The 16,237-nt window shown below is 69.9% G+C and carries 12 protein-coding genes and 2 tRNA genes; 12 read left to right on the top strand and 2 right to left on the bottom strand.

Annotated elements, in window-relative coordinates; translation table 11 throughout:
* Nucleotides 1-48 precede the first annotated feature (48 nt).
* The 11 genes from recF (at nt 49) to BJ986_RS07030 (ending at nt 11,247) form a co-directional block, all read left to right on the top strand.
* Nucleotides 49-1,251: a DNA replication/repair protein RecF gene (gene recF / locus BJ986_RS07075; RefSeq protein ID WP_179421340.1), complete on the top strand. Its 1,203-nt coding sequence runs from the start codon at nt 49-51 to the stop codon at nt 1,249-1,251.
* Complete coding sequence (locus BJ986_RS07070; protein WP_337794959.1) at nt 1,244-1,831, top strand: DciA family protein; 588 nt, start codon at nt 1,244-1,246, stop codon at nt 1,829-1,831. Before recF ends, BJ986_RS07070 begins: the two co-directional genes overlap by 8 nt.
* A 55-nt stretch (nt 1,832-1,886) precedes the next feature.
* The gene (locus BJ986_RS07065; protein WP_179421339.1) at nt 1,887-2,333 is read left to right on the top strand and encodes an acyl-CoA thioesterase; all 447 of its coding nucleotides are present in this window, start codon (nt 1,887-1,889) and stop codon (nt 2,331-2,333) included.
* Nucleotides 2,333-3,436, top strand: coding sequence for an alcohol dehydrogenase catalytic domain-containing protein (locus BJ986_RS07060; RefSeq protein WP_179421338.1), 1,104 nt, complete (start codon nt 2,333-2,335; stop codon nt 3,434-3,436). Before BJ986_RS07065 ends, BJ986_RS07060 begins: the two co-directional genes overlap by 1 nt.
* Before the next feature lie 52 nt (nt 3,437-3,488).
* On the top strand, nt 3,489-4,952 hold the full coding sequence (locus BJ986_RS07055; protein WP_179421337.1) for a protealysin inhibitor emfourin: 1,464 nt from the start codon (nt 3,489-3,491) through the stop codon (nt 4,950-4,952).
* 395 nt (nt 4,953-5,347) lie between these two features.
* On the top strand, nt 5,348-7,357 hold the full coding sequence (gene gyrB / locus BJ986_RS07050) for a DNA topoisomerase (ATP-hydrolyzing) subunit B (RefSeq protein WP_179423595.1): 2,010 nt from the start codon (nt 5,348-5,350) through the stop codon (nt 7,355-7,357).
* Nucleotides 7,358-7,490: 133 nt separating this feature from the next.
* Nucleotides 7,491-10,169 (top strand): DNA gyrase subunit A, encoded by a 2,679-nt coding sequence (gyrA, locus tag BJ986_RS07045; RefSeq protein ID WP_179421336.1) that lies wholly within the window; start codon nt 7,491-7,493, stop codon nt 10,167-10,169.
* A 56-nt stretch (nt 10,170-10,225) separates the two neighbouring features.
* A complete protein-coding gene (locus BJ986_RS07040; protein ID WP_179421335.1) occupies nt 10,226-10,687 on the top strand; it encodes a DUF3566 domain-containing protein in 462 nt (153 codons plus the stop codon).
* Between the two features lie 209 nt (nt 10,688-10,896).
* Nucleotides 10,897-10,973: transfer RNA gene (locus tag BJ986_RS07035), tRNA-Ile, on the top strand.
* Nucleotides 10,974-11,016: 43 nt separating this feature from the next.
* Nucleotides 11,017-11,136 (top strand): DLW-39 family protein, encoded by a 120-nt coding sequence (locus BJ986_RS16290; protein WP_238338062.1) that lies wholly within the window; start codon nt 11,017-11,019, stop codon nt 11,134-11,136.
* Nucleotides 11,137-11,174: 38 nt separating this feature from the next.
* Nucleotides 11,175-11,247, top strand: a tRNA-Ala gene (locus tag BJ986_RS07030).
* Nucleotides 11,248-11,344: 97 nt separating this feature from the next.
* Here BJ986_RS07030 and BJ986_RS07025 read toward each other — a convergent pair.
* Together BJ986_RS07025 and BJ986_RS07020 are read right to left on the bottom strand one after the other, a co-directional pair.
* Nucleotides 11,345-12,550 (bottom strand): tyrosine-type recombinase/integrase, encoded by a 1,206-nt coding sequence (locus BJ986_RS07025; RefSeq protein WP_179421334.1) that lies wholly within the window; start codon nt 12,548-12,550, stop codon nt 11,345-11,347.
* On the bottom strand, nt 12,550-12,753 hold the full coding sequence (locus tag BJ986_RS07020) for a helix-turn-helix domain-containing protein (RefSeq protein WP_179421333.1): 204 nt from the start codon (nt 12,751-12,753) through the stop codon (nt 12,550-12,552). The genes BJ986_RS07025 and BJ986_RS07020 overlap by 1 nt, the downstream gene beginning before the upstream one ends.
* A gap of 442 nt (nt 12,754-13,195) precedes the next feature.
* Here BJ986_RS07020 and mobF point away from each other — a divergent pair, with 442 nt between their 5' ends.
* Nucleotides 13,196-16,108, top strand: a complete 2,913-nt coding sequence (gene mobF / locus BJ986_RS07015; RefSeq protein WP_202881198.1) for a MobF family relaxase — start codon at nt 13,196-13,198, stop codon at nt 16,106-16,108.
* Nucleotides 16,109-16,237 lie beyond the last annotated feature (129 nt).

The raw sequence follows: 16,237 nt of genomic DNA, 5'->3' as shown, positions 1-16,237 counted from the left end.
GCGCCCCGCGCCCAGCGGCCGATCCCTCGAGCACCCGATCGGGCGACCATGCACGTCCGCCACCTGACCGTCGCCGACTTCCGCAGCTACACCGCGGCGGAGCTCCCCCTGGAGCCCGGCGTTACGACCCTCGTGGGACTGAACGGTCAGGGCAAGACCAACCTCGTCGAGGCCATCGGGTACCTCGCCACGCTGTCGAGCCACCGGGTGGCCACCGACCAGCCGCTGGTGCGCTTCGGTGCCGAGCAGGCGGTGATCCGCGGGGCCGTGGTGCGCGGCGGCCGCGAGACCATGCTCGAGCTGGAGCTCAATCCGGGCAGGGCCAACCGGGCGCGACTCGGACGCTCCCCGGTGTCGCGACCACGCGAGGTCCTGGGCACGTTGCGCACGGTCCTCTTCGCCCCGGAGGACCTCGCCCTGGTCAAGGGTGACCCGTCGGAGCGCCGTCGCTTCCTCGACGACCTGCTCGTCGCCCGCCAGCCGCGCTGGGCCGCGGTGCGCAGCGACTACGACAAGATCCTCAGACAACGCAACGCGCTGCTCAAGTCCGCGCAACCACTGCTGCGCAAGGGGTCCCGGCGCAGGCCCCCCTCGCGAACCGGCGACGAACCCGGCGACGACGCCCGCGCCTCGGCCCTGCACACCCTCGACATCTGGAACGACCACCTCAGCACCGTCGGCTCCCAGCTGCTCTACGCCCGGCTCCGGCTGCTGCGCGACCTCGGTCCCTACCTGGCCAAGGCCTACGACGAGGTGAGCGCCGGCCAGTCCGACGCCCGGGTGTCCTACAAGAGCTCCCTGCGCGAGGCGGCCGCGGCGTCGCTGGCCGCCGGCGAGGTGCCCGAGATCGACGCGCTGCGGGCCGAGCTCCTGGCGACCCTCGACGAGGCGCGGGACAAGGAGATCGAGCGGGGCATCTCCCTCGCAGGCCCCCACCGTGACGACCTCGTGCTGTCGCTCGGCGACCTGCCGGCCAAGGGCTACGCCAGCCACGGCGAGAGCTGGTCCTTCGCGCTGGGACTCAAGCTCGCGGCATACCAGCTGCTGCGACACGACCTCGGTGAGGACCCGGTGCTCATCCTCGACGACGTGTTCGCCGAGCTCGACACCGGCCGACGCGAGCGGCTCGCGGCTATGGTGGCGGACTGCGAGCAGGTGCTCATCACCGCGGCCGTGGACGCCGACGTGCCCCGGAGCCTGGTGGGCCAGACCTTCGCGGTGACCCTGGGAGAGGTGGCCCGTCGTGAGTGACCAGACGGAGCGGCAGGGGGCACTGGAGCCGGAGGCGGGCGTCGACCAGGTGGGCGTCGACCAGTCCGCAGGTGGACCGGACCCGACGGCCCTGGTCGATGACGCCGCGGAGGCCGCACTGGCGCGAGCCCGCGCGGCCGCCCGTGAGAAAGGGCTGCGACCGGGACTCAAGCCCATGCGGCGGCGGCAGATCGGCGTCCAGACGCCGGGCTCCAAGGCCGACCGTCGCGACCCGCTGCTGCTCGGCGACCAGATGGACCGGCTGATGGCGGACCGCGGCTGGAAGGTCGACGTGGCCGTCGGCTCGGTGATGGGCCGGTGGCCGGCCATCGTCGGGGAAGAGGTCGCCCAGCACTGCACGCCGGTGACGTTCGAGTTCGGGGTCCTCACGGTCCGCGCCGACTCGACCGCCTGGGCCACCCAGCTCAAGCTCCTGGAGTCATCCATCATGTCCAGGCTGGAGGGGGAGGTCGGCAAGGACACTGTGACGGCCCTGAAGATCGTCGGCCCCAGCGCGCCGTCGTGGTCCAAGGGTCCACGGCGCTCCACCGGTCCCGGTCCGCGCGACACCTACGGCTGACCCGGCCGGTGCCGGTCGCGAGCGTGACCCTCCGGTCGCTCCCTAGGATCGAGGTATGACGGCCGACGCCGACCGAAACCTCACGCGCGACCACTTCGACCACGTCGTGCGGGTCACGACCCGCTGGTCGGACAACGACATGTACGGCCACCTCAACAACGCCGTCTACTACGAGCTGTTCGACTCGGCGATCAACGGGTGGCTGGTCACCGGGGCCGAGTTCGACGTGATGGCCTCGCCCGAGCTCGGGGTCGTCGCGGAGTCCGGCTGCCGGTTCTTCCGCGAGCTGGAGTACCCGCGTCCCCTCGACGTCGCGGTCCGGGTGGAGCGGCTGGGGCGCAGCAGCATCACCTACTCCCTCGGGCTCTTCGACGCGCAGAGCGCCGAGCTCGCGGCGCTGGGCCACTGGGTGCACGTGTACATCGACCGCGACTCGCGTGCCTCCGTGCCGATGCCGGCCACGGTGCGAGAGTTGCTCGAGCAGGCCGTGGCGGCGCGCTGATGGAGATCGTCGGGGCGGTCCTCGAGGAGGTCGGGCGCGACGCTCCCTTCGGTCGAAGCCGGCCCCTCACCGTCGGCCCGCTCGACCTGGCCGCGCCCGAGGCCGGTGAGGTGCTGGTGCGGATCGAGGCAGCCGGCGTCTGCCACTCCGACCTCTCGGTCGTCGACGGCAACCGCGCGCGGCCGGTGCCGATGCTGCTCGGCCACGAGGCCTCCGGTCGCGTCGAACGGCTCGGCCCGGGCGTCACCGACCTCGCGGTGGGCCAGCGGGTGGTGATGACCTTCCTTCCCCGGTGTGGCGAGTGCGCCGGCTGCGGCACCGACGGGCGTATGCCGTGTGGTCCGGGCTCGGCGAGCAACAACGCGGGCGAGCTGCTCGGGGGCGGGCGACGGTTGTCCCGCCGCGGCATACCCGTGCACCACCACCTCGGGGTGTCGGCGTTCGCGACGCACGCGGTCGTGGACACGCGCTCCGTGGTGGCTGTCGGCGACGACGTGCCGCCCGCGGTGGCAGCGGTGCTCGGGTGCGCCGTGCTCACCGGTGGCGGAGCCCTGCTCAACGCGGCTCCCCCGTCGCCCGGGCAGCGGGTCCTGGTGGTGGGGCTCGGCGGCGTCGGGATGGCCGCGGTGCTCACCGCCGTCGCGATCGGCGCCGGTGAGGTCGTGGCCGTCGACGCGGTCGCAGCCAAGCGCGAGCAGGCCCTCGCGCTCGGGGCGAGCCGGGCGCTCAGCCCGGAGGAGCTCGCCGGCGATGGGACCACGGCGGACGTGGTGGTCGAGGCCGCCGGGGTGGTCCCGGCCTTCGAGGCGGCGCTCGCGGCGACCGCGCCGGGGGGACGGATGGTGACGGTCGGTCTGCCCCACCCCGACGCCCGGGCGAGCATCTCGCCGCTGGCCCTGGTCGCCCGGGCCACGACGGTGATGGGGAGCTACCTCGGCTCGGCCGTGCCGTCGCGCGACATCCCGGTGCTCGCCCAGTGGTGGCGTGAGGGCCGGCTCCCGGTCGAGGCGCTGGTGTCTGCGCGGATCGGGCTCGACGACGTGAACCACGCGATGGACGAGCTGGCCGCTGGACGGGCAGTCAGGCAGGTCATCGAGTTCTGATCCGGACCTGTCACGGGATGCGGGTGTCGGTCCCCCGGCGCACGATGAAGCCATGACCGATCGCCCGAGCCACCCCTGCGGGATCGTCCCGCCCTACCTGTTGGCGGCGTTGACCGGTCACCGCGACGAGGCCGTCGCGGAGTGCGCGCGGCGATCGCTGGAACGCGACCGGTCCCTGCGCAGCCACCGCTCGGCGACCGCGCCCCGCACCTCCTCGACGACCGACCACCCGGTGGAGCACCAGGGCGGGATCCGGGCGCCGCACGCCGACGACGGCACCGGACCCCAGCGCACCATCGCGGACGCCCACGGCACTCAGACCACGCCCGGCACGACCGTCCGCACCGAGGGCCAGCCGGCCACCGGCGACCCGGCTGCCGACGAGGCCTATGACGGGTTCGGGCACACCTGGAGCCTGTTCGACCAGGTGTACGGCCGGGACTCCCTCGACGGCCGGGGCCTGCCACTGCTCGGCTCCGTGCACTACGGCACCGGCTACGACAACGCCTTCTGGGACGGCACCCAGATGGTCTTCGGTGATGGCGACGGCACGGTGTTCAACCGCTTCACCATCGCCCTCGACGTGATCGGGCACGAGCTCACCCACGGGGTGACCGAGCACACCGCCGCCCTGCAGTACTCGGGGCAGTCCGGCGCGCTCAACGAGAGCCTGTCCGACGTCTTCGGGTCACTGGTCAAGCAGCGCACGCTCGGCCAGTCGGCCGCCGACGCGGACTGGCTGATCGGCGCCGGACTGTTCAACGCGCAGGTCAAGGGCGTGGCCCTGCGCTCGATGAAGGCCCCCGGCACCGCCTACGACGACCCCCAGCTCGGCAAGGACCCGCAGCCCGCGAGGATGGCCGACTACGTCCAGACCACCGACGACAACGGCGGCGTGCACCTCAACTCGGGCATCCCCAACCACGCCTTCTACCTGGCCGCGACCGCGATCGGCGGCAACGCCTGGGAGGGCGCAGGACAGGTCTGGTTCGACGTGCTCACGGGTGGCCGGCTGCCCGCCACCGCCGACTTCGCGGCGTTCGCGCGGCTGACCGTGGCCGCCGCCGAGAGCCAGTATGCCGTTGGCTCACCCCAGGCGGGGGCGATCCAGGCCGCGTGGGAGCGGGTCGGCGTGCTCGCTGCTGGCCAGGTGGCGGGGAACGCCCCCGGCGGAGGTGTGGGGGGCGGCGTGGGGTCGGCCGGCGACGCCCCCGCGGGGAGCTCGGCCCCCACCGCGACGCAGGTGCAGGTCCGGCGGACGGGTGGCCTGGCCGGGTTGCGCAGGGCGCGCACAGTTGCCCTCGATGACCTGCCCGACGAGGACGCGCAGGGATGGCGCTCACTGCTGGCCGACGACCGCCTGCGCGAGCTGGCCGCGTCCCCGCCCGACCGGGCGGTCCCGGACGCCTTCACGTACCACGTGGCGTGCCCCCCGGATGGGGAGGAGATCACGCTGCCGGAGCACGGCATACCGGAGCCGGTGCGCGACTTGTTCCAGCGCACCCTGGGTGACTGACGGAAACGCGAGAATCGGGCGCTCAGGGGGCGGTCCGCGTATCCCCACCCGTGAAAGGGCAGTTTTTTGTCCCAAATCCGCGTTCCCGGGCCTCCTGACGTGAGATCTGACGGTGGCGACAGGTAGACTGTGAGGTGAATTCGCGACCAGCTGGTCTCCAGTCTGGTCGCGTGCCATGAGCGGGTTCGGTGAGCACTAGGGAGACCCCGTGCTCGCTGTGCCACCGGAGAAGGAGCACCGTGTCCGAGGCTGACCACACGCCAGACCAGAACGCCCCCGCAGACAGCAGCACCCCGAGCAGCACCCTCGACGCCCCGGGCAGCAACCCGGCGGCAAGCAGCGCCAGCCCCGCCACGGAGAACCTCACGGCCGCCCAGGCCGAGGCAGCCCGCGAGGTGGTCGAGGCGGACCTCGCCGGTGCGGCTCCGGGATCGGAGTACGACGCCAGCCAGATCACGGTCCTCGAGGGTCTCGAGGCGGTGCGCAAGCGCCCGGGCATGTACATCGGGTCGACGGGTGAGCGCGGACTGCACCACCTCGTCTGGGAGATCGTCGACAACTCGGTCGATGAGGCGCTCGCCGGCTTCGCCGACACCATCGACGTCACGCTCCTGGCCAACGGCGGGGTGCGCGTGGCCGACAACGGCCGCGGCATTCCCACCGACATCCACGCCGGCGAGGGCAAGTCCGCCGTCGAGGTCGTCTACACCCAGCTGCACGCCGGAGGGAAGTTCGGCGGCGGTGGGTACAAGGTCTCCGGCGGCCTGCACGGCGTCGGGTCCTCGGTCGTCAACGCCCTCTCCACCCGGCTCGACGTCGAGGTGCACCAGAAGGGGCACGTCTTCCGGATCTCGTTCAACCGCGGCGAGGCCACCGCACCCCTGGAGCGGATGGAGGAGTCCCCCCGCACCGGCACCACGGTGACGTTCTGGGCCGACGGCGGCATCTTCGAGACGACGACCTACGACTTCGAGACGATCAGGGCGCGGTTCCAGCAGATGGCCTTCCTCAACAAGGGCCTGACCATCAACCTGGTCGACGAGCGCGAGCCCGAGAGCGCCGCCGACGACGCCGAGACGGTCGACGCCTCGGAGCGCAAGCCGCGCAAGGTCACGTACCGGTACGACAACGGCCTCGTCGACTACGTCACGCACCTGGTGAGCTCGAAGAAGGCCGAGCCGGTGCACGCCGACATCATCTCGATCGAGTCCGAGGACACCGAACGGCAGCTGTCGCTCGAGCTGGCCATGCAGTGGACCACGGCCTACTCCGAGTCGGTGCACACCTACGCCAACACGATCAACACCCATGAGGGCGGCACCCACGAGGAAGGCTTCCGCGCGGCGATGACCAAGCTCATCAACGACTTCGCGCGCAAGCAGAACCTGCTCAAGGAGAAGGACGAGAACCTCACCGGCGACGACATCCGTGAGGGACTGACCGCCGTCGTGTCGGTCAAGCTCGGCGAGCCGCAGTTCGAGGGCCAGACCAAGACCAAGCTCGGCAACTCCGAGGTCAAGGGGTTCGTCCAGCGTGCCATGACCGACGAGTTCGGCCACTGGCTCGAGACCCACCCGACCGAGGGCAAGGACATCGTCCGCAAGTCCGTCCAGGCCGCGGCCGCCCGGATGGCCGCGCGCAAGGCGCGCGAGGCGACCCGGCGCAAGGGCCTGCTCGAGTCCGGTGGCCTGCCTGGCAAGCTGCGCGACTGCCAGAGCAAGGACCCCGCCATCTCCGAGGTCTTCATCGTCGAGGGTGACTCAGCCGGCGGCTCGGCGGTGCGGGGTCGCAACCCGCACAACCAGGCGATCCTGCCCATCCGCGGCAAGATCCTCAACGTCGAGAAGGCCCGCATCGACAAGGTGCTGGCCAACAACGAGGTCCAGGCGCTGATCTCGGCGTTCGGCACCGGCATCGGCGAGGACTTCGACAAGACGAAGGCGCGCTACCACAAGATCGTGCTGATGGCCGATGCCGACGTCGACGGCCTGCACATCCGCACGCTGCTGCTGACGCTGCTCTTCCGGTTCATGCGACCGCTGATCGAGGAGGGCTACGTCTACCTCGCGCAGCCCCCGCTCTACCGGCTCAAGTGGAGCAACCACCCGCACGAGTTCGCCTACTCCGACCGCGAGCGCGACGCCATGGTCCAGGCGGGTCAGGCCCAGGGCTGGCGCCTGCCCAAGGACGCCGGCATCCAGCGCTACAAGGGTCTGGGCGAGATGGACTACCAGGAGCTGTGGGAGACCACGATGGACCCCGACCACCGGGTGCTCCTCCAGGTCACCCTGGACGACGCGGCAGCCGCCGACGAGATCTTCGCGATCCTCATGGGCGAGGACGTCGAGTCCCGACGCGGCTTCATCCAGCGCAACGCCCGCGACGTGCGGTTCTTGGACATCTGAGCCTTGACACCTGACCGAGATCTGACCGACAGCTGACCGCCGTGCCGTATGCCGCCGGCGCACGTTTCACGTGGAACGCACGCGGGCGGCATACCCCGAGATCGTTGAACTGCATTGAGGGACAAGGGAATTCATGACTGAGATACCGCCGATCGAGTACGACCGCACCGAAGCTGTCGACCTCAACACCGAGATGCAGCGCAGCTACATCGACTACGCGATGACGGTGATCGTGAGCCGTGCGCTGCCCGACGTGCGCGACGGCCTCAAGCCGGTGCACCGCCGGGTCGTCTACGCGATGTTCGACGGTGGCTACCGCCCCGACCGCGGCTACAACAAGTGCAGCCGCGTCGTCGGTGAGGTGATGGGTCAGTACCACCCGCACGGTGACTCCTCGATCTACGACGCGCTCGTCCGGCTCGTGCAGGACTGGTCGCTGCGCTACCCGCTGGTCGACGGCCAGGGCAACTTCGGCAGCCCGGGCGACGACCCGGCCGCTGCGCCGCGGTACACCGAGTGCCGGATGGCCCCGCTGGCCATGGAGATGGTGCGCGACATCGACCAGGACACGGTCGACTTCCGCGACAACTACGACGGCAAGACCCAGGAGCCTGTCGTCCTGCCCAGCCGGTTCCCCAACCTGCTCGTCAACGGCAGCTCCGGCATCGCGGTCGGCATGGCCACCAACATCCCGCCGCACAACCTGCGGGAGGTCGCCGACGCCGCCCAGTGGCTGCTCGCGCACCCCGACGCCAGCCGGGACGAGACGTTCGAGGCCGTGTCCGCGCAGATCACGGGACCCGACTTCCCGACCGGGGCGCTCATCCTGGGTCGCAAGGGCATCGAGGACGCCTACCGCACCGGCCGCGGCTCGATCATCATGCGCGCGGTCGTCGAGGTCGAGGAGATCCAGGGCCGGCAGTGCCTCGTGGTCACCGAGCTGCCCTACCAGGTCAACCCCGACACCCTCGCGCTGAAGATCGCCGAGCTCATCAAGGACGGCCGCCTCTCCGGCATCGCCGACATCCGTGACGAGACGTCGGGGCGCACCGGGCAGCGGCTCGTCATCGTGCTCAAGCGCGACGCAGTCGCCAAGGTCGTGCTCAACAACCTCTACAAGCACACCCAGCTGCAGAACAACTTCGGCGCCAACATGCTCGCCCTGGTCGACGGGGTGCCGCGCACCCTGCCGATCGACGCCTTCATCCGGCACTGGGTCGACCACCAGATCGAGGTCATCCAGCGGCGCACGACCTTCCGGCTGCGCAAGGCCGAGGCCCAGATCCACGTGCTGCGTGGTCTGCTCAAGGCCCTCGACGCCCTCGACGAGGTCATCGCCCTCATCCGGCGCTCGCCCACCGTCGAGGCGGCCCGCGACGGGCTCATCGAGCTGCTGGGCATCGACGAGCTGCAGGCCCGCGCCATCCTCGAGATGCAGCTGCGTCGCCTCGCGGCCCTCGAGCGCCAGAAGATCATCGACGAGCACAACGAGCTCGAGGCGATGATCCTGGACTTCGAGGACATCCTGGCCAAGCCGGAACGGCAGCGGACCATCGTGTCGACCGAGCTGGGCGACATCGTCGACAAGTTCGGCGACGAGCGCCGCACCCGGATCGAGTTCTTCGACGGCGACATGTCGATGGAGGACCTCATCCCCGAGGAGGACGTGGTCGTCACGATCACCCGGGGTGGCTACGCCAAGCGCACCCGGGTCGACGCATACCGGTCGCAGGGCCGGGGCGGCAAGGGCGTGCGCGGCGCCGCGCTGCGGGGCGACGACATGGTGGACCACTTCTTCACCACGACGTCGCACCACTGGTTGCTCTTCTTCACCAACCTCGGCCGGGTCTACCGGGTCAAGGCGTACGAGCTGCCCGACTCGGGACGCGATGCGAAGGGCCAGCACGTCGCCAACCTGCTCGCGTTCCAGCCCGACGAGAAGATCGCCCAGGTCCTCGACGTGCGCGACTACGCCCAGCAGCCCTACCTGGTGCTCGCCACCAAGAAGGGCCTGGTCAAGAAGACGCGGCTCGGCGACTACGACTCCCCCCGCAGCGGTGGGCTCATCGCGGTCAACCTCAAGGAGGGCGACGAGCTCGTGGCCGCGGACCTCGCATCCCCGACCGACGACCTCCTGCTGGTCTCGCGCAAGGCGCAGTCGGTCCGCTTCCACGCGACGGACGAGCAGCTGCGGCCGATGGGTCGCGCGACCAGTGGCGTCACGGGCATGCGGTTCCGTGGCGACGACTCGCTGCTGTCGCTGAGCGTCATCCACGAGGGCGAGGACCCCGACGTGTTCGTGGTCTTCGAGAACGGCATGGCCAAGCGCTCCCCCGCCTCGGACTGGAACGCCAAGGGTCGTGGTGGCCTCGGTGTCGCCGTCGCCAAGATCACGGAGCGCAACGGCGACCTCGTCGGTGCCCTCACGGTGAGCGAGGACGACGAGGTCCTGGTCATCATGGCCAAGGGCAACATCGTGCGTATGCCGGTCGCCCCGGTGACCCGGCGCGGCCGCAACACCCAGGGCATGAAGTTCGCCAACCCCGGCGCCGGGGACTCGGTCGTGGCGGTCGCCCGCAACCCCGAGCGCGCGGTGGAGGAAGGCGACGGGGCCGATGCCGCCGAGCCGGTGGAGGTTCTCGAGGGCGGTGCTGTCGACGCGGGCGGTGCAGCTGACGGCGCCGACGCGGGCACTGAAGGCGCGCCTGCGGCGGTTGATGCCGTACCGTCGTCAGGAGACGAGCAGGTTGTCAGCGGTGCCGAGCAGGCGCCCGACGCACCTGAGAGCGACGCCAGTGGAGGTAGCGAGTGAGCACGGCAGGCCAGACCAGCAGGTCGGCCCTCCCCCAGGGAGGTTCCGCCCCCACTGTGAGCACGGGCCAGGCGGGGTCGACCCCGGCCGGCTCGCGACCGGCCGGTGCACCGGGTCGTCCCCCGGGCGCCCAGAACGCGGCGGCCGCCGCGCGAGCTCGTCGCGTCAAGCTGACCGTCTCGCGGGTCGACCCCTGGTCGGCGATGAAGATGTCGTTCCTCATCTCGGTCGCCCTCGGCATCGCCGGCGTGGTCATGGTGGCGGTCCTGTGGATGATCCTGTCCGGCATGGGGGTCTTCAGCGAGGTCAACCGCCTGGTCGGGACGATCATCAGCGACGCGCAGAACCCGTTCAACATCATGGACTTCGTCGGTTTCGGCCGGGTGCTGTCCCTGTCGATCGTGATCGGGGTCATCGACGTCATCCTGATGACCGCCCTGTCGACCCTCGGGGCGTTCCTCTACAACATCTGCTCGGCCCTCGTCGGCGGGCTCCAGCTCACGCTGACCGACGACTGATCCGGCCTCGCTCCGCACCTCGCTCGCGACACGGCAGTTGCGTCGTCCCCCGCCCATCTATTGCTGGGCGGGGGACGACGCAACTGCCGTTTTGCATGGCCTCTGGCCGTCGAGGCGGGTGCACGGGAACCGTTTTGGTCGTGCGTATGCCGGTGATGTAACCTCGTGCCTCGCGCCACCTCCCGTGGCGCAGCGGAGATTGGGCTCACGGGCCTATAGCTCAGACGGTTAGAGCGCTTCCCTGATAAGGAAGAGGCCACAGGTTCAAGTCCTGTTAGGCCCACCAATCCCGATCCCCGCGGTTGCTCAGCGAGGGAAGGCGACGGCCCATGAAGAAGCTCCTGCTCCTCATCGTGACGGCCATCGGTGCCACGGCAATCCAGCGGAAGCTCAAGGCCCAGCAGGCCGAGAAGGACCTCTGGGCCGAGGCCACGGACTCCCCCCAGTAGCAGCATCCTGATGCCCCGGCCCGTCCGGGGCATCGACGGGGGCCATGGCGCAATTGGTAGCGCACCTGCTTTGCAAGCAGGGGGTTAGGGGTTCGAGTCCCCTTGGCTCCACCCACATTTCCGCAGTTCAGAGGCTTGCAGATCCCGAGCAATGTCCCCGATGCCGTTGATTTCAGCCTCGTACTGCAAATAAGTACTGCAGTTTGGCTCATCCGAAGGCCTCCCCCAGACGCTTGAGCGCCTCTCGGGTCGACGCGGCTGACACCTGGGAGTAGATGTCCATCGTCACCGCGATCTTGCTGTGCCGAAGGATCGCCATCGCCACTCGTGGGTGCACATCGAGCGCGACCAGCAGGCTCGCGCAGGTGCGGCGGGTGGCGTGGACAGGGATGACGGGAACGCCGGCCTTGCTGGCCCGCGTCTTGAAGGCGCGGTGGAAGTTCCGAGGATCCAGGGCATCGCCGAAGCGCGTGGTGACGACGAGGCCGGTGCCCGCCCAAGCCTCGCCCGAGGCCAGCCGCAGCCGCGCCTCCATCCGACGGCGGTCCTCGAGGGCGCGGACGCAGAGGTCCGGCAGCGGAAGGGGCGCGTCGGATGATGGTGTCTTCGTCTGTCGCCGGACCAGCTCGCCCTTGACCCGCTGGACCTGCCAAGCGATGCGTGCCTCGCCGGCGTCGAGGTCGAGGTCCTCCCAGGCCAGTCCGAGGAGCTCGCCGCGACGCAGTCCGAGGATGAGCAGCAGGACGTAGCCGGCGTACATCGGGTCGTCGTCGGTGCGTGCGGACTCGAGGAACTGCCTCGCCTCCTCGACGGTCCACATCACGCGCTTCCCGGCTCGTGGCACCGGCACGCGGACCAGCCCGGCAACGTTCCTCGACACCAGCTCCTCCCGCATGGCCTCGCTGAGCATGCTGCGGAGAACCGTCCAGGCCTGGTGGACAGTCCACTCCGAGGCGACCTGGTGACAGCACCGGCCGACCGCGCAGCACCGCGGGCTCTCGCGCGCCGCATCCTTGCCCTGCGCGCAGCACTGGCACCGTTGCTTGAGCTCGTTGAGCCAGAGCCGCACGTCGCGGACGCTCAGCCGGTCGAGACGCTTCATCCCCAGGTCTGGGGCGATGTACAGGCGGGTGAACAGCTCGTAGTTGGCGGCCGTGGTCGGTGCCAGGTTGGGCGAGACGACGTCCCGTAGCCAGCCCAGGGCGAACTCCTCGAGCCGCGGGACCTTGGTCGTCACCGGCCCGCGGCGCGCCTGCTCCTGCAGCTGGACCCACTTGTCGTGGACCACCTCGCGCGTCTTGCCGTACACGGTCTTGCGCTCGCGCCGTCCCTGCGGCGTCGTCACCCACACCTGCGCGGCGTAGCCATTGCGGTAGGGGTAGATCGTCCCCTCGCCGTTGTGCCGCCTGGCCATCAGCGGTCGGCCTCTGACTCCGCGACCTTGAGCGCGACGTACTCGTCCACCCACTCGGGCAGGATCCGGCGGAGCTTGCCGTCCTTCACCGACTTGAGGTCGCCGGACAAGATCGCCATGCGGACCTTTGTCTCGCCGTACCCCAGCATCTCGGCGACCTCCGCGACCGTGTGCCAGCGCCTCGTCAGCACCACATCAGACATGAACTTCTCCTTTCGTCCGTGGTGACCGCGTCCACCGTCATCGAACGCTTGGTTTCGCCACTAGCTAGACAACGGCTCGTAGGGGGCACCATCTGAGTTCGCCATCGGACAGCCCCTCGGTCAAGGTCCTTGCTGGCGACTGTGGATAAGGCGAACACCGACGTCTCTGCTGACACAGGTCTGGGGCCGGACGTGCACGACGATCCGCACATCGCGACCCCAACCCCGATTCACTGGTCGCATCCCTCTTGGCCACCTCGACTGCTCCACTCCCTAGCTGACCTCCCCCATCGCCGGCCCGCTCAGCTCGCCCCGCCCCCTCCACGACACGACCCCAGCGCCGCACCCCCACTTCGTCCACGGCCAATCTCGTTTCACACGTCTGGCACCAACGGTGGGCCGTGCGGACCACGTGGTGCCCCCGGTAGCCCGTTGTCCTGTCATGACCATGTCCATCCGCCGGATGACCTTGGGTGCCGGATACCGGTACCTGATGTCCTCGGTGGCCCGCATGGACGAGGCCGGTCCGGCACGGGGACTGACGGACTACTACGCCGCGAAGGGGACGCCGCCAGGCACGTTCCTGGGTGCTGGTCTCGCCGGCTTGAACGATGGACGGAGCGTGGTCGGGGGATCCCCGGTCTCGGAAGAGGCGCTGTGGCGAATGCTCGGCATGCTCCGGGACCCAGTCACCGGACAGGCGCTCGGACGCTTGCCGCGCGGCCGAGGGACGGTGTTCGTCGACCACCTCGGTCGGGTGCGCAAGGCCCCGGCGAGCGTGGCCGGGTTCGACCTGACGTTCTCCGCCCCCAAGTCCGTGTCGGTGGCGTGGGCGCTGGCGGACGAGCCGACCCGTGGGCGGATCCACGCCGCGCACCGGCGCGCACTGGAGCAGGTGATCGCGTACGGGGAAGCGCAGGTATTCGCCACGCGCAGCGGCCATGCCGGCGCCGTGTCCGAGGACGTTCGCGGCATCGTCGCGACCGCGTTCGACCACTGGGACTCGCGGGCCGGGGACCCTCAGCTGCACACCCATGTTGTGGTGCTCAACCGGGCACAGTCCGTTGTCGACGGGGCGTGGAAGACGTTGGACTCCAAGACCCTGTTTGCCGCGTCGGTCGGGATGTCGGAGCTGTACAACGGGCTGCTCGCGGACGAGCTGACCCGTGACCTCGGGTGGGCGTGGGTGCCCGAAGCGCGGCGTCGGTCGCAGGTGCCGAAGTGGGAGGTCGACGGGGTCACTGCCGAACTGCGGGACGAGTTCTCGCAACGGTCGACCGCGATCGAGACCGCCAAGGACCAGCTCGTCAACGAGTTCGTGGCCGCGCGCGGGCGGGCGCCGTCCGGTCCAGAGGTGATCAAGCTGCGCCAACAAGCGACCCTCGCCACCCGCCCTGACAAGGACGTCAAACCACTCAACGACCTCATCAGCGGGTGGCGTGATCGAGCGGACTCGATCCGCGACGCCGGCCGCCAGGAGGGTTGGGTGGCCGCCTTGGGCGGTCGGCACACCCAGCGACTCCTGACCGCAGGCGACCTTGAAGATGGGATGCTGCGCGACCTTGCCGGCGTCGTCGTGGACACGGTGGCGGACAAGCGGGCCACGTTCACCCGGGTCAACCTGCTCGCCGAGACCAGCCGGCAGCTGGCCGGTGTTCGGTTCGCGACCCCCACCGACCGGATTGCGGTGACGGAGCACGTGGCAACGCTCGCGACGAAGAGATCGGTGATGCTCACGCCGGTTGAGCCTGACCTGCTACCCGAGCATCTGCGTCGCCCGGACGGCACCTCGCGTTTGCGGGCTCGTAACAGCGAGGTCTACGCCACCGCAGAGATCCTCGACGCCGAAACCCGCCTTCTCGAGGCCGGGCGGGCTGTGGACGGGCCTGTCGTCGGACGAGAGGTGGCCGCACAGCTGGGCCGGATGGTCGCCCCTGGCCGGGAGCATGTGCTATCCGCGGAACAGGCGTCCGCGGTCGCGGCCATCATCACCTCGGGCCGGGTGCTGGATGTGCTGGTGGGGCCGGCCGGGAGCGGGAAGTCCACAACCATGGCCACCGTGCGGGCGGCGTGGGAGGCCGAGCACGGACGTGGGTCTGTGGTCGGGCTTGCACCGTCGGCCGCGGCCGCGGAGGTGCTCGCTGATGCGGTCGGGGTCCCGACGGAGAACACCGCGAAGTGGATCGCTGAGAACCAGCGCACACCCGAACGGCGGGAGGCGTTGGAGGGGTATGCCGCGAAACTGGCCTACGCCTACCCCTGCGTGGCCACCCGTCAGCTGCAGCTGCGCGCCAAGGCCGCGCTGGTTGAGCACCAGCGCTGGTCCCTGGACAAGGGCCAGCTGGTCATCCTCGACGAAGCCTCGATGGCCGCCACCAAAGACCTCGACCACATCACCACACAAGCACGCCAAGCCGGGGCGAAGGTGCTGCTCGTCGGCGACTGGGCCCAGCTGTCACCCGTCCAAGCCGGGGGCGCGTTCAAGCTCCTCGCCGACGACCGCGGCACCGACACCCCGACCCTGCACGAGGTGCACCGCTTCAGCCACGACTGGGAACGCGACGCCTCACTTCAGCTCCGCCTCGGCAACGCCGACATCGGCCACACCTACGTCGCCAACGGGCGCATCGAGTATGGGGCGCGGGAGGACATGCTCGACCTTCTTTTCGACGCCTGGCTCACAGACATCCAAGCCGGGCGAACATCGCTCATGCTCGCCGTCGACACCCAGACAGTCACCGACCTCAACCAACGCGCGCGCGGCTACCTCGTCCGCACCGGCCACGTCATGGCAGACGGGGTACACCTTGCCGACGGCACCACCGCAGGCATCGGCGACTCCATCGTCACCAGGCTCAACCGACGTACCCTGGCTACCAGCCGCGGGTGGGTCAAGAATGGTGACGACTGGATCGTCAACCAAGTCCGCGACGACGGGTCGCTCGAGGTGACACGTCCCGGAAGCGAGACCACGTCCTTCCTGCCGGCCGACTACGTGACCGAACACGTCGAGCTCGGCTACGCCTCCACGGCCCACCGCGCCCAAGGACGCACGGTCGATGCCGCCCATGCTTTCGTCACCGACGAAATCACCCGCGAACCGCTCTACGTGATGGCTTCTCGAGGCCGGGACTTGAACCGGCTTTACATTGACGCAGCGTGCGTGCGGACATCGGCGACGGCGCATCCGGAGGCCGCCGCGGTCGAGCCAGTCGAGGTCCTGCAGAAGGCCATCGCCACCAGCAGCGCAGATGTCGCAGCCACGGACGTATGGCGTCGTGCACAGGGTGCGGCCGCGCGTGACCTGACTCGGACTCGGCCCCCAAGCAGGGACGCCCCAACGATCGAGCTCTGACCCGAGGGCGCGCTACCCATGACGCGACTGCGACGACAGGCGGCTCAGCAAAACGCCCCTCAGGCATTCGGCGGTTCTGCACCTAGCCTTCGGGTCTCAGCAGGAGGCCGAGCGCGCAAGCTGGCCGAA

Origin of the sequence: Pedococcus badiiscoriae, from assembly GCF_013408925.1 — a bacterium.
In the GTDB taxonomy this organism is placed as follows: Bacteria; Actinomycetota; Actinomycetes; order Actinomycetales; family Dermatophilaceae; genus Pedococcus; species Pedococcus badiiscoriae.
The sequence above is the reverse complement of the archived record's forward strand: the minus strand, read 5'-3'. Positions and strand labels throughout refer to the sequence as shown.

Bases quoted from the DNA above. Each gene is read 5' to 3' on its own strand.
- recF (WP_179421340.1), top strand. From the start codon at position 49: ATGCACGTCCGCCACCTGACCGTCGCCGACTTCCGCAGCTACACCGCG.
- BJ986_RS07065 (WP_179421339.1), top strand. From the start codon at position 1,887: ATGACGGCCGACGCCGACCGAAACCTCACGCGCGACCACTTCGACCAC.
- BJ986_RS07060 (WP_179421338.1), top strand. From the start codon at position 2,333: ATGGAGATCGTCGGGGCGGTCCTCGAGGAGGTCGGGCGCGACGCTCCC.
- BJ986_RS07055 (WP_179421337.1), top strand. From the start codon at position 3,489: ATGACCGATCGCCCGAGCCACCCCTGCGGGATCGTCCCGCCCTACCTG.
- gyrA (WP_179421336.1), top strand. From the start codon at position 7,491: ATGACTGAGATACCGCCGATCGAGTACGACCGCACCGAAGCTGTCGAC.
- BJ986_RS16290 (WP_238338062.1), top strand. From the start codon at position 11,017: ATGAAGAAGCTCCTGCTCCTCATCGTGACGGCCATCGGTGCCACGGCA.
- BJ986_RS07025 (WP_179421334.1), bottom strand. From the start codon at position 12,550: ATGGCCAGGCGGCACAACGGCGAGGGGACGATCTACCCCTACCGCAAT.
- BJ986_RS07020 (WP_179421333.1), bottom strand. From the start codon at position 12,753: ATGTCTGATGTGGTGCTGACGAGGCGCTGGCACACGGTCGCGGAGGTC.
- mobF (WP_202881198.1), top strand. From the start codon at position 13,196: ATGACCATGTCCATCCGCCGGATGACCTTGGGTGCCGGATACCGGTAC.